At 62.9% G+C, this 17,251-nt stretch carries 21 protein-coding genes; 9 read left to right on the plus strand and 12 right to left on the minus strand.

The annotated features are described in order from the left end of the window. Nucleotides 1-7 precede the first annotated feature (7 nt). From ACVMIM_RS20030 to ACVMIM_RS20040, 3 genes are all read right to left on the minus strand, one after another. The gene (locus tag ACVMIM_RS20030) at nt 8-715 is read right to left on the minus strand and encodes a transporter substrate-binding domain-containing protein (RefSeq protein ID WP_476114104.1); all 708 of its coding nucleotides are present in this window, start codon (nt 713-715) and stop codon (nt 8-10) included. Continuing rightward, nucleotides 712-1,965, minus strand: a complete 1,254-nt coding sequence (locus tag ACVMIM_RS20035; RefSeq protein ID WP_476114105.1) for a cytochrome P450 — start codon at nt 1,963-1,965, stop codon at nt 712-714. The genes ACVMIM_RS20030 and ACVMIM_RS20035 overlap by 4 nt, the downstream gene beginning before the upstream one ends. Nucleotides 1,966-2,085: 120 nt before the next feature. Further along, nucleotides 2,086-2,814, minus strand: coding sequence for a hypothetical protein (locus tag ACVMIM_RS20040; RefSeq protein WP_476114106.1), 729 nt, complete (start codon nt 2,812-2,814; stop codon nt 2,086-2,088). Between the two features lie 122 nt (nt 2,815-2,936). Between ACVMIM_RS20040 and ACVMIM_RS20045 the strand changes: the two genes are divergently transcribed. Together ACVMIM_RS20045 and ACVMIM_RS20050 are read left to right on the plus strand one after the other, a co-directional pair. Beyond that, nucleotides 2,937-3,269 (plus strand): DUF6949 family protein, encoded by a 333-nt coding sequence (locus ACVMIM_RS20045; protein WP_476114107.1) that lies wholly within the window; start codon nt 2,937-2,939, stop codon nt 3,267-3,269. 19 nt (nt 3,270-3,288) lie between these two features. After that, nucleotides 3,289-3,816, plus strand: coding sequence for a gamma carbonic anhydrase family protein (locus ACVMIM_RS20050; RefSeq protein ID WP_476114109.1), 528 nt, complete (start codon nt 3,289-3,291; stop codon nt 3,814-3,816). Nucleotides 3,817-3,832: 16 nt separating this feature from the next. Here the strand turns inward: ACVMIM_RS20050 and ACVMIM_RS20055 are convergent, their stop codons facing one another. The 4 genes from ACVMIM_RS20055 to ACVMIM_RS20070 all read right to left on the minus strand — a co-directional run bounded on the left by ACVMIM_RS20055 (nt 3,833) and on the right by ACVMIM_RS20070 (nt 6,918). Beyond that, entirely contained in the window at nt 3,833-4,393 is a 561-nt protein-coding gene (locus ACVMIM_RS20055) for an ankyrin repeat domain-containing protein (protein WP_476114110.1), read from the minus strand. 247 nt (nt 4,394-4,640) lie between these two features. Next, nucleotides 4,641-5,246 carry a transglutaminase-like cysteine peptidase gene (locus ACVMIM_RS20060; protein WP_476114112.1) on the minus strand — a complete coding sequence of 202 codons (606 nt, stop codon included), beginning with the start codon at nt 5,244-5,246 and terminating at the stop codon, nt 4,641-4,643. A 242-nt stretch (nt 5,247-5,488) separates the two neighbouring features. Next, nucleotides 5,489-6,106: a PilZ domain-containing protein gene (locus ACVMIM_RS20065; protein WP_040999862.1), complete on the minus strand. Its 618-nt coding sequence runs from the start codon at nt 6,104-6,106 to the stop codon at nt 5,489-5,491. Nucleotides 6,107-6,279: 173 nt separating this feature from the next. Then, nucleotides 6,280-6,918 (minus strand): PAS domain-containing protein, encoded by a 639-nt coding sequence (locus ACVMIM_RS20070; protein WP_476114114.1) that lies wholly within the window; start codon nt 6,916-6,918, stop codon nt 6,280-6,282. Between the two features lie 426 nt (nt 6,919-7,344). Here ACVMIM_RS20070 and ACVMIM_RS20075 point away from each other — a divergent pair, with 426 nt between their 5' ends. Continuing rightward, on the plus strand, nt 7,345-8,082 hold the full coding sequence (locus ACVMIM_RS20075) for a rhomboid family intramembrane serine protease (RefSeq protein ID WP_476114115.1): 738 nt from the start codon (nt 7,345-7,347) through the stop codon (nt 8,080-8,082). A gap of 232 nt (nt 8,083-8,314) precedes the next feature. After that, nucleotides 8,315-8,746: a CBS domain-containing protein gene (locus ACVMIM_RS20080; protein WP_476114117.1), complete on the plus strand. Its 432-nt coding sequence runs from the start codon at nt 8,315-8,317 to the stop codon at nt 8,744-8,746. A gap of 49 nt (nt 8,747-8,795) precedes the next feature. On the opposite strand, the gene ACVMIM_RS20085 is transcribed toward ACVMIM_RS20080, so the two are convergent. After that, nucleotides 8,796-9,053, minus strand: a complete 258-nt coding sequence (locus ACVMIM_RS20085) for a YjhX family toxin (RefSeq protein WP_476114119.1) — start codon at nt 9,051-9,053, stop codon at nt 8,796-8,798. Nucleotides 9,054-9,334: 281 nt separating this feature from the next. Between ACVMIM_RS20085 and gatB the strand changes: the two genes are divergently transcribed. Further along, nucleotides 9,335-10,837, plus strand: a complete 1,503-nt coding sequence (gene gatB / locus ACVMIM_RS20090; RefSeq protein ID WP_476114120.1) for an Asp-tRNA(Asn)/Glu-tRNA(Gln) amidotransferase subunit GatB — start codon at nt 9,335-9,337, stop codon at nt 10,835-10,837. Nucleotides 10,838-10,839: 2 nt separating this feature from the next. Further along, the gene (locus ACVMIM_RS20095; RefSeq protein WP_476114121.1) at nt 10,840-11,328 is read left to right on the plus strand and encodes an N-acetyltransferase family protein; all 489 of its coding nucleotides are present in this window, start codon (nt 10,840-10,842) and stop codon (nt 11,326-11,328) included. Between the two features lie 302 nt (nt 11,329-11,630). On the opposite strand, the gene panC is transcribed toward ACVMIM_RS20095, so the two are convergent. Both panC and panB read right to left on the minus strand, forming a co-directional pair. Further along, a complete protein-coding gene (panC, locus tag ACVMIM_RS20100; RefSeq protein WP_476114122.1) occupies nt 11,631-12,482 on the minus strand; it encodes a pantoate--beta-alanine ligase in 852 nt (283 codons plus the stop codon). Further along, nucleotides 12,479-13,318 (minus strand): 3-methyl-2-oxobutanoate hydroxymethyltransferase, encoded by an 840-nt coding sequence (gene panB / locus ACVMIM_RS20105; RefSeq protein ID WP_476114123.1) that lies wholly within the window; start codon nt 13,316-13,318, stop codon nt 12,479-12,481. Before panB ends, panC begins: the two co-directional genes overlap by 4 nt. Nucleotides 13,319-13,642: 324 nt before the next feature. Here panB and ACVMIM_RS20110 point away from each other — a divergent pair, with 324 nt between their 5' ends. The 3 genes from ACVMIM_RS20110 to ACVMIM_RS20120 all read left to right on the plus strand — a co-directional run bounded on the left by ACVMIM_RS20110 (nt 13,643) and on the right by ACVMIM_RS20120 (nt 15,265). After that, entirely contained in the window at nt 13,643-14,041 is a 399-nt protein-coding gene (locus ACVMIM_RS20110) for an NADH:ubiquinone oxidoreductase subunit NDUFA12 (RefSeq protein ID WP_040999855.1), read from the plus strand. A 244-nt stretch (nt 14,042-14,285) separates the two neighbouring features. Continuing rightward, nucleotides 14,286-14,825 (plus strand): DUF2155 domain-containing protein, encoded by a 540-nt coding sequence (locus tag ACVMIM_RS20115; protein ID WP_476117307.1) that lies wholly within the window; start codon nt 14,286-14,288, stop codon nt 14,823-14,825. A gap of 62 nt (nt 14,826-14,887) precedes the next feature. Next, nucleotides 14,888-15,265, plus strand: a complete 378-nt coding sequence (locus ACVMIM_RS20120) for a hypothetical protein (protein ID WP_476114124.1) — start codon at nt 14,888-14,890, stop codon at nt 15,263-15,265. Nucleotides 15,266-15,274: 9 nt separating this feature from the next. Here ACVMIM_RS20120 and aat read toward each other — a convergent pair whose 3' ends face one another. Together aat and accC are read right to left on the minus strand one after the other, a co-directional pair. Then, the gene (gene aat / locus ACVMIM_RS20125; RefSeq protein ID WP_040999852.1) at nt 15,275-15,892 is read right to left on the minus strand and encodes a leucyl/phenylalanyl-tRNA--protein transferase; all 618 of its coding nucleotides are present in this window, start codon (nt 15,890-15,892) and stop codon (nt 15,275-15,277) included. Between the two features lie 12 nt (nt 15,893-15,904). Further along, nucleotides 15,905-17,248 (minus strand): acetyl-CoA carboxylase biotin carboxylase subunit, encoded by a 1,344-nt coding sequence (gene accC, locus ACVMIM_RS20130; RefSeq protein WP_040999851.1) that lies wholly within the window; start codon nt 17,246-17,248, stop codon nt 15,905-15,907. Nucleotides 17,249-17,251 lie beyond the last annotated feature (3 nt).

Here is a 17,251-nt window from a genome sequence, read left to right on the forward strand (position 1 = left end):
GGCCGGCTCATAGCAGCCTATCGATATCACCGTCGGAAAAGCCGTATTCGCTCATCATCTTCCGGTGCCAGGGACCGCCAAGCAATTCATTCAGGCACCGATCCACTTTTTGACGTAGCGCGGGATTGCTCCTGGCCAACGCGAACGCGCCAGCGGCGGGCTGCTTCTCCAATGCGGGAACCTCGACGACATCGAGCCGCTCATCGGGTCGCTGGGCAATGTAGCCACTATGCGCCATGGCGACGCTGGCATAAGCCTGCACCGTACCCTTCGCCACGGCCTCTGCTGCCTGCGCCTGCGTCGCGAATATTCTGATCCGATCGGGCGGAACGCCGTTCTGCAACGCGGTTTGATGCTGAATCTGATCCGATATCACGGCGAGTATCGCTGAAGGGTGCCGGGCAAGCGAACGGTAGCCCTTCAGCCCTAACGGATTGTCCTTGGCGACCATCAGTCCGTCAGGCAACGACCAGATCGGCCGTGTAAACTCCACGAGCCTTTTGCGCTCGTCCGAGACGAACAGACCTGTCGTCATGTCCCAGCGACCGTTGGCCACTCCCGGCAGCAGTTCGGCGAACTCAGCCTCGATCGGCGAGAAATCCTCCAGGTCGAGCATCTGGCAAATTTTCGAGGCGAGCTTTGTGTCACAGCCACCGACCCTGCCGGAAACATCGGTGAAGCAGAAGGGAGGCTCCTGCAGGAACGCGAATCTCATTTCGTGTCGCCTCGAAGGGTGACCGTCAGTCTTTCCAGCCCATGGAAATGATAGCTGTCGCGGAAGCGTGGCGCTTCCGCCAGGCGTAGATCCGGCAACCGGTCGAACAGCGTTTTCAACGACATCTGCAGCTCAAGTCGCGCCAGCGGCGCGCCGATGCAGAAATGGATGCCGGCGCCGAAGGAGACGTTCTTCTGGTCCGTGCGGGCGGGATTGAACGTGCCGGGCTCGGCAAAGGCCAAGGGATCGTGGTTGGCCATGCCGAGCAGCAACGCGACCATCTCTCCGGGTTTGACGAGTATGCCCGGCGAAACCTCGATCTCCTCATAGGCATAGCGCAAGAACATATGCAGCGGCGCATCGTAGCGCAGGCATTCCTCGACCGCCGCGACATTTTTCTCCGGGGTTTCGAAGAAGCGGCGCGCATCGCCGCCTTGCGCGAGAATCGAGCGCACCGCATTGCCGGTCTGGTGCACGGTCGCCTCATGGCCGGCATTGAGGAGCAGGATGGCCGATGACACCAGTTCGTCTTCCGAAAGCTTCTGGCCGTTGTCCTGGGCTTCGATCAAGAGCGACAGCAGGTCGTCGCCGGGCTTCTTGCGCCGCTCGGTCACGTAACCGCGCATAAAGGCAGCGAAATCGCGCGCGGCGCGGTTGGCCGTGTCCTCGGTCTCGCGCGTGCGGCCATGCATGTACATGGCCACCATCTGGTGCGACCAGTCGAGCAGTTGCGGCCCCATCTCCACCGGAACGCCGAGCATCTCGGCGATCATGGTGATCGGCAAGGGCGAGGCGTAGGCCGGCAGGAGGTCGACGCGGTCCGGATGGAAACGGTCGATCAGCTCGTTCGCCAAAGCCTCGATCCGTGGCCTGAGCCGCTCAACCTGGCGCGAGACGAAGGCGCGATTGACCAGCGTTCTGAGCCTCGTATGCACCGGCGGCTCGAGCTCCAGCATGGAATTGGCCTCGATGGCATCGAAGGCGACGAGATGCGAGCGGTCGTCGCCCACGCCGCGGCTGTCCGGAATGCCGGCCGGGTTCTGCCGGCCGAAGCGGCGGTCGCGCAGCAGCCGGCTGACGTCGTCGAAACCGCCAAAACACCAGAAACCATAGTCTTCCCAGAAGAACGCGTTGGCAGCGCCATGCAGGAAGGCATAGGCCTCATAAGGATTCTGCACGAAGGCGGGTTCGTGCGGATCGAGCCGCAGACGGCGGCCGGCTGAGTCGAAGTCGAGATAGGCTGGCATCATGCCTGACCATTAGCGCGCCTTGTCAGCCCGATGCCAGACCGTATCTTGGCGCCCGTCGTGCCAATACATTGAGCCAGGTAAGGAGAGAGGGCGGCGTGCACGGGGCTCCGGCGCCGCGCTTCAGCGCCCGGTGTTGAGGATGCTCGCCACTTTCGTGGCGATTGCCGCGTCGAGCGCCGGCCAGTTCGCCAGCAGCTCGCGTGGAAAACGGTAGGTCAGGCTGAGATCGTCGCCGACCTGAATATCGCGTTCGCAGGGCGCCAAAGATTCTTCCGCGCTCGGGCCGCTCAGGCAGCGGGCGACGAACGGATCCTTGCCGGGACGTTCGGCGACGGCCAGTACTTCGTTCAGATAGCCTGACTTTTCCGTGAAGGTATAAATCGTCGTGCCGCCCGGGCCGGGCTTGCCCGGCTTTTCGATCAGGGCGCTGTAGATCGGCGCGAAACGGCCGCTCATGTCGCGCGACATCATCCGCGGCTCGAACGACAGGAAGATGATCTTCCTGGTCGTCGTGTGGTTGAAGTCGTCGCGCGCGGCCGTGCTGTAGCCGTCCATCTCGGGATAGCGCAGATAGAGATCAAGCCGCGAGGCGACACCGTCGCGCCTGGCCTGGTCGAAGCGGATGAAGTTTGCCGGCACGCTGATGAGATTGTTGCCCATGACGACCTGGCGCACCGTCGTGTCATCCGTATAGCCGGCCATGGCGATCGACCGTCCAAGCCATTTGCCGCCGACGCTGATCGCCACCGAAAGCAGCGCCAGCGCCGCGAAGATGTAGAAGACCCGCTTCATCAGGGCCGAATCGACGAGCTCGAAGTCCGGGCTCTCGGCAGCCGTTGCGTCTTTCATTTGCTCTTCCCCGATCCGTCCGCCTGTCCTTCGGCGGCACAGCCGGCGCGGCATGGCTCTTGCAGCGCGTTGGCACGACTGTGCGTTTTCATGGTAAACGGTTGGTAAACATGGATCCCGTTGTGCTTGTTCTTTACGCGTTTGCGGTTGGCGTCACGGCTTGCGGACTGGCCGGCTCGGCCATGGAACTGCTGTCCGGCCGGCGCCTGGCCTTTGCCGAACCCTATGTTTCGCCGGTCCATATTCTGCGTTCGCTCGCGGCAACGGCGTGCGCCGGGCCGTTCATGCTCACCAACGAGGCCTTGGCCGCCCGCCGCGAAGGCCGCATCGGCACGATGGCGCTCTTGTCCTGCGGCTGCACGGCCATCGCCTGGGCGCTGGCGCTTGGCGTCGTGCTTATCGCCATTGCTTCCTGGGCGACCGAGAATTTAGGGTCCTTCGAATTCGCAGGTTGAGACGATTCGGAGTGGAAAAATGCCGGTCTATGCGATCGATGGGAAAGCGCCTGAGTTCGAGGACGTCGATACGAACTGGATTGCGCCGGACGCCACGCTGATCGGCAATATCCGGATCGGCCGCAATGTCGGCTTCTGGTTCGGCGTCGCCATCCGCGGCGATGGCGAACCCATTACGATCGGCGCCTACACCAATGTGCAGGAACATACAATCATGCACACCGATCCCGGCTTTCCGCTGACCATCGGCGAAGGCTGCACGATCGGCCATAGAGCGCTGCTGCATGGCTGCACGATTGGCGACAACAGCCTGATCGGCATGGGTGCCATCGTGCTGAACGGCGCCAGGATCGGCAACAATTCGCTGGTCGGCGCCGGCGCGTTGGTGACGGAAAACAAGGTTTTTCCGGACAATTCGCTGATCGTCGGCTCGCCGGCCAAGGTGATCAGGACGCTGGACGAAGCGGCGATCGAGCGGTTGCGCGTCTCGGCGGCGCACTATGTGGCCAACGCAAAACGCTTCAAGGCCAAGCTCAAGGCAGTGTGACGGCGGCGGCCAGCCATCATGCGCGGCGATTGTTCAGCGCTTCACGCAGCAGAAAGATGCCGGCTTCGAAGCCGGCCTGCTCGGCGCCATCCAGTGCCGTTTCATAATCGTCGATACGGGTTCTCAGTGACGGATCCGCGCCTGCCAGCAGCAGGAGACGGATCGCCTCGGCGTCGCGCCGGGACACTGCATAGTGCAGCGGCGTCCAGTCGTTCACGCCGCGCATATCCGGATCGGCGCCGTGCTCGAGCAGGATGTGGAGGACATCCAGCCGGTCCGGCCGCTCCGTCGACAACGCCGCAATGAGCGAAGGAAAGCCGGCAGGATCTTCATAGTTCGGATCCGACCCAGCATCGAGAAGCGCGGCGATGAACGCGGCAGGGCTCCAATAGATCGCATATTCCAGCGGATGGCCAAGGCCGAGCTCGAACGGCATTCTTTCGTCGAACCAGCGCGCAGAGCCGCCGAGCGCAACACCCAGGGCCGCGAAATCCCCGGCCTTGAAGGCCTCGTCTATAGTCTTGAAGAGCAAGTAGCGGGCGCCGCGATCCTCAGGGACTTCCAGCATCGCCTTCATCCGCAATGAACGAGCTATATTGCTCCCATCCACCTCGATCGGAAAGAGCACCTCGGCCAGCGGCGCTCGGCAGGGCGTCGGTCGTCTGTTCCCGACGGGCGCAGCCCGAAATGGCGGAGCCGGCCCCGGGGACAGGGGCCGGCTCCTAAAACCCGGTCGTTGGGGACGGGGAGGGTGGGGACTCGACCGGGCTTTCTCCCTGGGCACGTCGCGCCTCGCGGGCGACGTACCCGATCGCTTTGGCGCCTTAGCGGACGCTGGCGACCGCGTCCTCGCGGCCGTCGTTGATCGTCACCCAAACGCCCGAATTCTCCGTCGATTGACGTTTGAGATAGGTGTAGACCGTGTCGTTCCAGGCGAGCACTTTCGGCTCGAGATTGTCGAGGATGAATTCGCCGAGGCTGGTGCGCACCGTCAGCACCGCATGGCCGTCGCCATTCGGCTGGCGCACCACCGTGATCAACAGATCGCCGGCCGGCACGCCGACGGCCATCAGTTCGCGGCGCTTCTCCAGCGCATAGTCCTCGCAGTCGCCATAGCCACCGTCGGGATAGGCCCAGTATTCCTCGACGCCGTAGATTTCCATATCGGTGCGCGGCTTGACGCGGATGTTGACCGAATTGTTGACGTTGACGATCGTCGCCCACAGCTTGCGCGTCAGCTCGACCGGGGGACCTTTCGGCGTCCGCTGGTTGCATTCGGCCGGAATGCGCTGGCAGAAATCATAGTGACCGACCGGCTGGGTGGTGCGGCCACCCGTATGCATGAAAGCCGGTCCTGCGCTTGCCGTGCCCCACGCGGAAAGCTGCATCGCCATTGCTAAGAGCAACAGCTTGCCCCTCGTCATTTTCATTGTGGTAGTCTCCCCGTTTGAGGAGACTGTGCCACGTTGGGATTTATTTGACGCAAAAACCCGAAGTAGACATTGAGTAAAACGCCAGTAGAATACGCATAAAATTTGAACTATCGCGTTCGAATGCTATTCAGACTTGCGAGGTTCTGATGGCATCGGGTGGCCCTGCCTCCGGAAGGCAAAATCTCGCAACAAAAAACCGGCCGCCGAGGGCCGGTTCTCTTTGTTTGCGGGAGCTTATATCAGGATCGCGGCGCGTTGAATTCCTGGTCGAGCGTCTCCGGCCGCTGGATGACCGCGAACTCGATGGCGACGCCGTCCTCGAAATGGCGCACCACCTGGCCGCGCATCGTGCCGAGCATGACCTGGACGCCAATGGCCGGCTTGACGTCGATCTCGATCGCAGCGCCGGAGAGCGACAGGTCGATGATGCGGCACTGATACTGGCGCCCGTCGGTGAGCTGCAGGACACTCATCGGATTGCGCGGCGCCACGCGCTCGTGGCGGCGGTCCTCGGGCAGGTCGAGCTCGTGCTTGTTGGCAAGCCAGGTGAGCTGAGCGGCAAGCTTGTCCTTCTTGCGGTCGGAGGCGATGACGGTCATGGCGAAGCCGTCCTGAGACGTGCGCGTCACGATGCCCTCGACACGACCGATATGGTCGATATAGGCGATGACCTTCTCGCCCGGCTTGCCGATACGATCCGTGCGCAACGCAACGTTGCCGGGCGACATGTCGATCACCTGGCATGGATGTTCGGTGCGGTCTTCCAGCATGAAACGTCCGTAGATCTTGACGCGGACACGCTGGAAATTGCGCCGCTCAGCTCGTGACGGCGCATATTCTACCGCCGCTGACCTCATGACTGCCTACACCCCGTTGGCATTCCGCGCGACGATGCGGGGAATTTCGCTCAAAAAAGCTACAGCAAGGCAGGTTAACAAACGGAAAAAATCGCCCGCGAAAGCCCGGGTCTGGAGGCATGCGGACGCGGAAAACTAACCGCGAGGGAAGGGCAAATCCCGCGCGGCAAGGTTCACTCGTGGCGCCCGCCGTCAAGGACGACGAGATGGCGGATGCGGCGCACGCGACCAAGCGCCGAAATGGTCTCCGGAGGATCGAATTCGGCCGGAACGAGCGAGGGGACGTCGATCGCCGGACGGTTCTTCAGGAACATCGGCTCCCTGTCGGGATCTATCACCCGGATCGTATCGATGAGGGCGTCGGCGATCGGATCGGCGCCAAGCCAAAAGGGCTTGTCGGCGGTGCTGATGATGCCGAGGCAGCGCGGGTTCTCGGCGCCTCCGTCCAGCGGTAGCGCCAGGAGCTCGAACTTGTTGGAGCGGCCGTTGCGGCTGAACCCCTCATAGGTCATGAGCAGGACCGACTTCTGATCGAAAACACCTTGCGTAAGCCGCGACATTAGTCGCTGGTCCTTCTCGCGCCAGAGCGAAGGGAAGGAGAAGCCCTTGAGCTCCCGGCCATAATAGGCGCAGAGCCTTGTGCCCGCGAGCCGGAACACCGCTTCGCCGCGCGTGTCGCGCTCGAGGATGAAAGTGTCGGCCAGAAGCGACTTGATGTCGGCCGGCTCCACCTCCGATCGCTTCGGGGCGAGGCGGCCATCACGCAGCCGGTTCCAATATTGGAACAGCGCGATCGATCCTTTTTCTTTCATGTCCATTCCGCTCCGCACAATCTGTCTTTTGATGTTCCATCGGCGAACAGACAGGGCGCCCTCCGATGACCTTCATGCGGTGCGGAGCAGGATGCGTGCCAGTATCGTTAACGTTTGTTCACGCCTCGGGGTCGTTAAGGTTAACAAGTGGTTTACATTGCGCGCCACTGAGGTCTGTGGCACACCAAAACCACTCCAAAACGGTCGTCTCGCAACGATCGGCAGCACTTCAGTCACGGGTTTATGGGGAGCAGGGGGACTCGACCGGCCGTTCAGGGAAATCCTGGACGGCCTTCTTTTTGATTCGCTGCTGTTCTGATTCGCCTCTTTTTCTGCGGCCGGCTGTGGCGAATAGCCGTTTGTGATTCGAAAGGACGTGATCTACATGCTCCTCGAATCCCTCGAGTCCCGGACCTGCAAGGGTGCATGAGCGAGCCCGCAAGCCCCACTGAAAACGAACCGTTGCCGGACGGGGCTTCCGACCCGCCGCGCCGCGAACCCGTGTTCAACCTGCCGCCTGCAGTGCTGGCGGTGATCGGCATCTGCGTGGCCGTCCACCTGGTGCGTATCTATCTGTTGACCGACGACCAGGATTTTGCCCTGCTCGTCCGCGCGGCCTTCGTCCCCATTCGCTATTCAGGCCGATACGACCTTGATTTCTATGCTTTTTCGAGTCCCTTTACCTATGCCTTCCTGCATGGCGGCGTGGCGCATCTGTTGATCAACATGATCTGGCTTGCCGCTTTTGGTTCGCCTTTGGCCAATCGATTTGGCACGGTGCGCTTCGCCTTGTTCTTCGCGGCAACGAGCCTCGCTTCGGTAGCGCTCTTCTGGGCGCTGCATCCGCTTGGCGAGGTGCCACTGGTCGGTGCGTCGGGCGCGATCTCCGGCATGATGGGGGCGGCGGCGCGCTATGGCTTTCGCGTCGACCGTTCGTCAGGCGGGGCGGCCTTCACCGGCGAGCCCTTGCCGATCACGGCGGTGTTGCGCTCGCGAGGCGTCATGACCTTTCTGGGGGTCTGGATGGTCATAAATCTCGCCACGGGCCTGCTCGGCTTCGCGCCGGGGATAGAAGGCCAGATCGCTTGGGAGGCGCATATAGGCGGCTTCGTCGCCGGCTTTTTCGGGCTGCGTTTCTTCGACCGTCCGCAGGTTGCCGTCTAGAGCAATTCCAGGAAAAGTGTGAGCGGTTTTCCGTCCGGAATTGCGTAAAAACAGATAGATAGGGCGTTTCGCCGTTTCCGTGAAACGGGGAAACGCACTAGCCCTTAGGCGCACTTGAAATGCAACCAATCACGGCGCACGATGTTGCCTGAGCACCCAGTGTCTTCCAGAGGGCGCCGGGGCTGAAAGCCGGTCAGGGCGGGAGCCGGCGTCAAAGGCTGTGGAGGACGCCATGACGGTTAAGGCAATTCTTGAAAGCAAGGGCCATGACGTGTTCACGCTCGGGCCCAATGAGAAACTCAGCGAGGCCATTCGGATGCTGGCCGAGCACAGGATCGGCGCGCTCGTCATCACCAATGGCGACCGAAAGATCGTCGGCATTCTCTCCGAGCGCGATATCGTCAGGGTGGTGGCCAAGGAGGGCGCCGCCGCGCTCGACATCCCCGTGCGTTCGGCAATGACCCCGAAGGTCAAGATCTGCAACGAAAATCACACGGTCAACGAGGTCATGGAGATCATGACGAGAGGCCGCTTCCGTCATCTGCCGGTGGAGAAAAACGGCTTGCTCGACGGCATCGTCTCCATCGGCGACGTGGTCAAGCGCCGCATCGAGGAGGTCGAGCGCGAGGCCGAGGAGATCAGGGCCTACATCGCCACCGCCTGAGCAGGCGGGGGCGGGGAAACCGCCGGCTGTTTCCAGCCGGCGGCCTGCTTTATCGGTTGTCGAGCTCGGCGCGGACGAGTTGGAGCCCGCGTCGGGTGATGCGGTAAGGGCCGCCATTTATCGACGAAACTGCTTTCTTGCGCCTCAGCTTCCGAAAGAGCTCCAGGTCGAAGCCCGGATAACGCCAGCCGTCACGGGTCAGGCACTGGACCGAGGCGATCTTCCTGCTCTCGTTCTTTTCGATTTCGATACGCCCGCCCTGCGCGAGCAGGTGCAGGATGCGCTGTTCGTTGCGCGATATGTCCATTGGAGAATTCCCGGGAAAAACAACAAAGCCGCCGCCGCGACACGTCGCGGCACGGGTTTCAGTTTTTCTGCCCTGCCTCGCTCAGGAGGTCAGGGCTTCACCGGGACTGAGCGTAAGTGGACATCCACTCTCCATTGGGATGGGTGTCCTATAGGCGAACGTGGCGGAAAAGGCCAGCGTGTGGGCTTTGCGCTTGTCTCGACGGGCTGTTTGCACTAGCGAAGTTGCGCAGCGATATGTGCATTAATGCAATTCCGAGAATTCTAAGTCCGCAGGCCTCCATGAGCATCATCGACACCCGCACCCCCGACGCAAAACGTCTGATCCCCGGCGCCACCGGCGACTGGGAGGTCATCATCGGGCTCGAAGTGCATGCGCAAGTGGTCTCGGAAGCAAAACTCTTTTCCGGCGCCTCGACCTCGTTCGGCGCCGCGCCCAACGCCAATGTCAGCCTGGTCGATGCGGCGATGCCCGGAATGCTGCCGGTCATCAACGAGGAATGCGTCAAGCAGGCGATCCGTACCGGGCTTGGGCTGAAGGCCGCGATCAACCACAAGTCGGTCTTCGACCGGAAGAACTATTTCTATCCGGACTTGCCGCAGGGCTACCAGATTTCGCAATACAAGCAGCCGATCGTCGGCGAGGGCAAGGTAATCGTCTCCGTCGGGCCCGACCGCCAGGGCGAGTTCGAGGATATCGAGGTCGGCATCGAGCGCCTGCATCTGGAACAGGATGCCGGCAAGTCGATGCACGACCAGCACCCGACCATGTCCTATGTCGACCTCAACCGTTCCGGCGTGGCGCTGATGGAGATCGTCTCCAAGCCCGATATCCGCTCGGCCGACGAGGCCAAGGCCTATGTCACCAAGCTGCGCTCGATCATGCGCTATCTCGGCACCTGCGACGGCAATATGGACGAGGGCTCGCTGCGCGCCGACGTCAACGTCTCGGTGCGCCGTCCCGGAGGTCCCTTCGGCACCCGCTGCGAGATCAAGAACGTCAACTCGATCCGCTTCATCGGCCAGGCCATAGAATCCGAGGCGCGCCGGCAGATCGCCATCCTAGAGGATGGCGGCAAGATCGATCAGGAGACGCGCCTGTTCGACCCGGCGAAGGGTGAAACGCGTTCCTTGCGCTCCAAGGAAGAGGCGCATGACTATCGCTATTTTCCCGATCCGGACCTTCTGCCTCTGGAATTCGACCAGGCCTATGTCGACGCGCTCGCCAAGGACCTGCCGGAACTGCCCGACGACAAGAAGGCACGGCTGATCTCATCGCTGGGCCTGTCGGCCTATGACGCTTCGGTGCTGGTCTCGGAAAAGCCGATCGCCGACTATTTCGAGAAGGTGGCCTCCGGCCGCGACGGCAAGCTCGCGGCCAACTGGGTCATCAACGATCTGCTGGGCGCCTTGAACAAAGCCGGAAAAGACATTGAAGATGCTCCGCTTTCGCCGGAGCAGCTTGGAGCAGTCATCGACCTGATCAAGGAAGGCACCATTTCCGGAAAGATTGCCAAGGACCTGTTCGAGATCGTCTGGAATGAGGGCGGAGATCCGCGTGAGCTCGTCGAGAGCCGAGGCATGAAGCAGGTCACGGACACCGGCGCCATCGAGAAGGCCGTCGACGAGGTCATCGCCGCCAATCCCGACAAGGCCGAACAGGCGCGCGCCAAGCCGACCATGGCCGGCTGGTTCGTCGGCCAGGTGATGAAGGCGACAGGCGGCAAGGCCAACCCGCAGGCGGTGAACGACCTCGTCAAGGCAAAGCTCGGCATCGAGGGCTAGCGATGTTCGTGCGGACGGCGAGCGAACGTGATCTCGCAGCCGTCCGTGCGTTGCTGGTCGAGACTTGGCATGCCACTTACGATGCCATCTATGGGGCCGAGCGGGTTGCGGCGATCACCGACGACTGGCATTCGATCGCCTCCCTCAGGGCGCGGCTGACCCGCCCGAATTCCGAGTTCCTGGTGGCTGACGATGGCAAGCGGCTCGGCGGCATGGCGTTCGCCGCCGCCACCACCGACCCGAAGATCGTCCTTTTGAACCAGCTTTATGTGCATCCGACCTGCCAGCGGCAGGGGATTGGCCAGTCGCTGCTCGACGAAGTCGAAGCCAGTTTTCCGGAGATGGACACGCTGCGCCTCGAAGTCGAGGAAGCAAATGCCGCGACGATCGCCTTCTACGAGGCGAATGGGTTCCGCCCGGCAGGCAGGACCGCCGATTGCGGCGGTAGTTCGGGATTGCCCGCCCTCATCATGGAGAAGCGGATCCGCTAGATCGGCGGCGAGCACGGCCATTCATCGCGCGGTTTTGATTTGATCGCGCCGATCCGCGCGATCAAGGCTGCTCGTCGCCAGGGTCGGGCCCTCCACTAAGGCAGAGGCGTCGCCAGTAAATGGGGGATTGCCATGCCGAGCCTGCCGGAACTGATGCCGACCGAAGTGTCGGATGAGACTTTTGGCGGCGTGACCTATCAGTATCTCCATATGCCGTCGGAAGAGTAGACGTCGCGCGATCAGGCCGAGCGCAGCGGCGGCGCGGTTGCACCGATGCACAGCCGCCGATCGGCAAGGATCGCTCAGGCGGAGGGAATTTCCACATTGTCGATCAGCCGGGTTGTGCCGAGCCATGCCGCCGCGAGCAGGCGTCCGTCTCGGCCCCGCTGCCAGGGTTCGAGCGTGACGCTCGCGCGGGCGGCGACATAGTCGACCTTTTGGAAGCCTGCCGAGACCAGCGCCTTTGCGGCATCTTCGGTCGCGGCGGCCTCATCCGCGCCGGCTGAAAGCGCCGCCGCCGTGCGGCAGAGGACCAAATTGAGCTTGCGCGCGATCTCGAGCTCTGTCGCGCCGAGATAGGCATTGCGCGACGACATGGCGAGGCCGTGCGCATCGCGCACGGTCGGCGCGCCGATAATCTCGACCGGCAAATCGAGATCGCGGCAGAGCTGCCTGACGACGCAGAGCTGCTGGTAGTCCTTTTCGCCGAACACGGCGCAATCGGGCGCCGCCTGCAGAAAGAGCTTGGCCACTACGGTCGCGACGCCGTCGAAGAAGCTCGGCCTGAAGTCTGTTTCCAGGCCGCGGGAGGGGCCGCCGACCGAGATCTTGATGGCGAAGCCAGAGGGGTACATTTCGCTCACGTCCGGCGTGAAGGCGAGATGCGCGCCTGCATCCCGCAACCGGTCGAGATCGCGCGCTAGCTGGCGCGGGTACTTGTCGAGATCTTCCGTCGGCGCGAATTGCGTCGGATTGACGAAGATCGAGACGACGCACCGCTCGGCCCGTTCGAGCGCGATCCTGACCAGCGAGATATGGCCGTCATGCAGCGCCCCCATCGTCGGCACCATGGCGACCTTAAGGCCGGCCTGCCGCCAGTCCCGGACCTGCGCCCGAAGGGCGGCGACGCTGTCGACGACGATTGGCGCGTTCATGTCTTGTCCTTGCCGGAGGCCGCCGTGAAGACGTGATCGGGACCGGGGAAAGTGCGGCTGCGCACTTCGGCGGCGTAGCGTGCCGCCGCATCCGTTATCGCGCCGCGCAAGTTGGCGAATTCCTTGACGAATTTCGGCACACGGTCGACGGTCATGCCGACCATGTCGTCGATCACCAGGATCTGGCCGTCGCATTCGGCGCTGGCGCCGATGCCAACGGTCGGTATGGAAATGTGATGGGTCAGCTTCGCGGCCACGGGCTCCATCGTGCCCTCGATGACGACCGCAAAAGCGCCGGCTTCTTCCACCGCTTCGGCATCGCTGAACAGGGCAGCGATGTTGTCCTCCGTCCGGCCCTTGATCTTGTAGCCGCCATCCTTCTCGACCGATTGCGGCTGCAGGCCGATATGGCCGATGACCGGTATCCCTTCGGCGACGATCGCCGCGATCCGCGAAGCCATGTCGACGCCGCCTTCGAGCTTCACGGCCTGGCAGCCCGTTTCCTCGACAATGCGCTTCGCCGCCGCCACGGCCTGCGCCGGCGAGGCCTCGTAGCTGCCCGCCGGCATGTCGACCACCACGCAGGCCTTGGCCGAGCCGCGCATCACGGCCTGTCCGTGTGCGATCATCATCTCCAGCGAGGCGCCGAGCGTGGTGGCATGGCCATGCAGGACCATGGCGACGCTGTCCCCGACCAGGAGCAGGTCGACATGTGGATCGAGCAGGCGGGCGACGGGATAGGTATAGGCGGTGAGGCAGACGATCGGCACGCCGCCCTTGCGGCGGCGAATGTCTTCGGCGCTGATCCGGCTGTCGGAGGACGGATCCCGGGTCAATCGTCACCTCCCTAGAGCATGATGCCGAAAAGTGTGTAGCGGTTTTCGGACGACATCATGCTCTATCTCTTCGATTCAGACCCGGATGATTTCAGGTCGATTCGACCTGAAATCATCCGGGTCTGGGCGCGCCCGAAACGGGGCGGGCCGAGCTTTAGAAAGACAGGCAACGCTTGGCAAGCCGCGTTGCCACCGGCAGGACAACTGCATCGATTTAGCGCACGAAGCATTTGCGTTCGGCGTATGGCAAAGCCCTTGCCTTCGCGGTGACGTGACGCCATAAGCAGGGGAAAGGCAGGAGCCGCTGCCGCCGCGAGGATCTGGATGAAAACTTTCCTGCTGCAGTTTTTCACCTGGTGGAACAGCCAGACGCTCGGCACCCGCTTCCACACCTGGCGCTTCGGCAAGAGGGTGGGCGAGGACGAAGCAGGCAACGTCTATTACGAGGGCGGGGTCGATTCGGAAGGCCGCACGCGCCGCTGGGTCATCTATCGCGACTATTCGGAAGCTTCGAAGATCCCGCCCGGCTGGCATGGCTGGATCCATCACCGCGTCGACACCGCTCCCACCAGCGAGAACTACAAGCCGCGCGAATGGCAGAAGCCGCATCAGGCGAATCCGACCGGAACGCCGTCGGCCTATCGTCCGAAGGGCTCGATCCTGACCAACCAGCATCGCCCGCAGGTGACCGGCGACTACGACGCCTGGACGCCCGGATCGTAATCCGCGTCCAGGACGCCGCTTCGGTCCTTTGTCGCCACAATTGGCGTTTAGCTGCTTGCTGATAGCGCGGCCTCGATTAGCCTTGGGCATTGAAGAATCACCCGGGCGCAACCACCGGTATTTTTGCATGAGCGATCCAGAGCAATTCCAGGGAAAGTGCGCAGCGGTTAGGCCCGGTGCCTCCGCCGTGGCCTTCCGTCCGGAATTGCGTTCCCGGATTCGAAGCCATTCCTCAAGGGCGCTGATCGCGGCGATCTCTCTTCTGGTTGCTTCGACCGGCGCATTCGCCGCCGCGCAGGCGCCGGCCCCTGCGCCTGCGGTCTCCGACCGCATCACCAATCCGGTGGCCGAGTTCGCCGGCATAGACAAGATCACCGGCCGCATCATCACCTTCGACGTCTATATCGACGAGACCGTGCAGTTCGGCGCTTTGCAGGTGACGCCTCGCGTCTGCTATTCGCGGCCGGATACGGAGCAGCCGAAGACCGATTCCTTCGTCGAGGTCGACGAGATCACGCTCGACCGCAAGATCCGTCGCATCTTCACCGGCTGGATGTTTGCCGAAAGCCCCGGCCTCAACGCCGTCGAGCACGCCGTTTATGACGTCTGGCTCAAGGGCTGCAAGCAGAAGTCGGATGTGCCGCCGCCGACCGCGGCCAAGGCCGACACGGCCAAGCCGAAGGCCCAGGCGGCCAAGCCCAAGGCTGCAGCGCAACCGGCCGACGCAGCGTCGGAGCCGGCAGACGCAGCGCCGGAGCCGGACGACACGACCAACACCAACTGATCTCGGAACCTGCCCGCCCGTGAGCCGTTGCAAATCGGCGACGAGGCGAGAAGGATTCCGCGATGACCACCAAGAAGCCGATCACCGCCAACAAGCAGGAGCTTCTCGATATAGAGAAGGGCTTTTGGTCAGGCGGTTCCGCCTATTATGAAGCTAACGCCGATATGGAATGCCTGGTCGCCTTTCCGCAAATGGCCAAGGCGATGACCAATGCTGAATTGGCTGCGACGGCCAGCAAGCCCAACCGCTGGCGCGACCTCGACATCACGCTGAAGGGCATGGTCGAGCCGGGCAGCGATATCGTCATGCTGACTTACGAGGCGCGCGCAACGCGCGACAACGGCGAATCCTATGCGGCGCTCGTCAGCACCGGCTATGTCCACCGCGCCGACGGTTGGAAGATGATGTTCCATGCGCAGACGCCGATCGACGCGGCATAGGACTGATCCTCAGGGATAGAAGACAGCCTCGCCCTTCAGCGCCTCGGCGAGCATTTTCTCGTACTGGCCGCGCGGCACGTCGACGGCGCCGAAGCGCTTCAAATGCTCGGTCGTGAACTGGGTGTCGAGCAACTCGAAGCCGCGCGCCTTCAGCCGTTCGACGAGATAGTAGAGACACGTCTTCGACGCATCGGTCTCCCTGGCGAACATGCTTTCGCCGAAGAACACGCGTCCGAGCGAAACGCCATAGAGGCCGCCCACCAACCGGCCCTCACGCCACGCCTCGACCGAATGGCAATGCCCAAGTCGATACAATTCGACATAGGCTTCGCGGATCGGCGCGTTGATCCAGGTCGAGCGGCGCTCCTCGCGCCTTTCGGCGCAGCCGTCGATCGTCGCCTCGAAATCGAAATCGTAGCGGATCTCGAACGGATGCTTGCGGATCGTCTTCTTGAGGCTGCGCGGTATATGGAAACCGTCCAGCGGAATGATGCCGCGCGTTTCCGGCCGCACCCAGAACACTTCCGGGTCGTCGGCGCTCTCGGCCATCGGGAAGACGCCAGAGGCATAGGCCCGAAGCAGCAGGTCGGTCGGAATGCGATAGCCTGGCGCGTAGGGGCGGGTCATCGCATCCCCGAGCTATTCACCCTTAGCCAGGTATTTTTCCAGCCAGTGGATGTCGTAGTCGCCATTGGCGATGTCCGGGTTGCCGACAAGGTCGCGGAACAGCGGCAGCGTCGTCTTGATGCCGTCCACGACGAATTCGTCGAGCGCGCGGCGCAGCCGCATCATGCATTCGACGCGGTTGCGGCCATGCACGATCAGCTTGCCGATCAGGCTGTCGTAATAGGGCGGGATCTTATAACCGGAATAGACACCGGAATCGACGCGGACTCCGAGCCCGCCGGGCGTGTGGAAATGTGTGATCGTGCCGGGCGAGGGCGCGAAGGTGCGCGGGTCCTCGGCGTTGATGCGGCACTCGATGGCATGGCCGGTGAACTTGATTTCCTCTTGCCGGACCGACAGCCCGCCGCCCGAAGCGACACGGATCTGCTCGTGCACGAGGTCGATGCCGGTGATCGCCTCGGTCACCGGGTGCTCGACCTGCAGGCGCGTGTTCATCTCGATGAAATAGAACTCGCCATTCTCGTAGAGGAATTCGATCGTGCCGGCGCCGGAATAGCCGAGATCGGCGATCGCCTTGGCGCAGATGTCGCCGATGCGCGAACGTTCCTCGGCATTGAGCGCCGGCGAATTGGCTTCCTCCCAGACTTTCTGGTGCCGCCGCTGCAGCGAGCAGTCGCGCTCGCCGAAATGCACGCCGCGGCCGGCCCCGTCGCCGAACACCTGCACCTCGATATGGCGCGGCTTCTCCAGATATTTCTCGATGTAGACGGCGTCGTCGCCGAAGGCCGCTCCCGCTTCCGACTTGGCTGTCTGCAGCGCGACTTCGAGGTCCGCTTCGGTATGCGCCACCTTCATGCCGCGGCCGCCGCCGCCGGCCGAGGCCTTGATGATCACCGGATAGCCGATCTCGGCGGCGATGCGCTTGGCTTCCTTGTCGTCGCTGATCGCGCCGTCGGAACCGGGGACGACGGGAATGCCGAGGCGTTTTGCCGTGCGCTTGGCCTCGATCTTGTCGCCCATGATGCGGATATGGTCGCCCGACGGGCCGATGAAGGTGATGTTGTGGGCCGCCAGGATGTCGGCGAACTTGGCGTTCTCCGACAGGAAGCCGTAGCCCGGATGCACCGCGTCGGCGCCGGTGATCTCGCAGGCAGCCACGATCTGGTGGATGTTGAGATAGCTTTCGCGCGAGGGCGGCGGGCCGATGCACACGCTCTCGTCGGCAAGCCGCACATGCATGGCATCGGAATCCGCGGTGGAATGGACCACCACCGTCTGGATGCCGAGCTCCTTGCAGGCGCGCAGCACCCGGAGCGCGATTTCGCCGCGATTGGCGATGAGGATCTTCTGGAACATCTC

It is taken from the genome of Mesorhizobium sp. USDA 4413, from assembly GCF_056280365.1.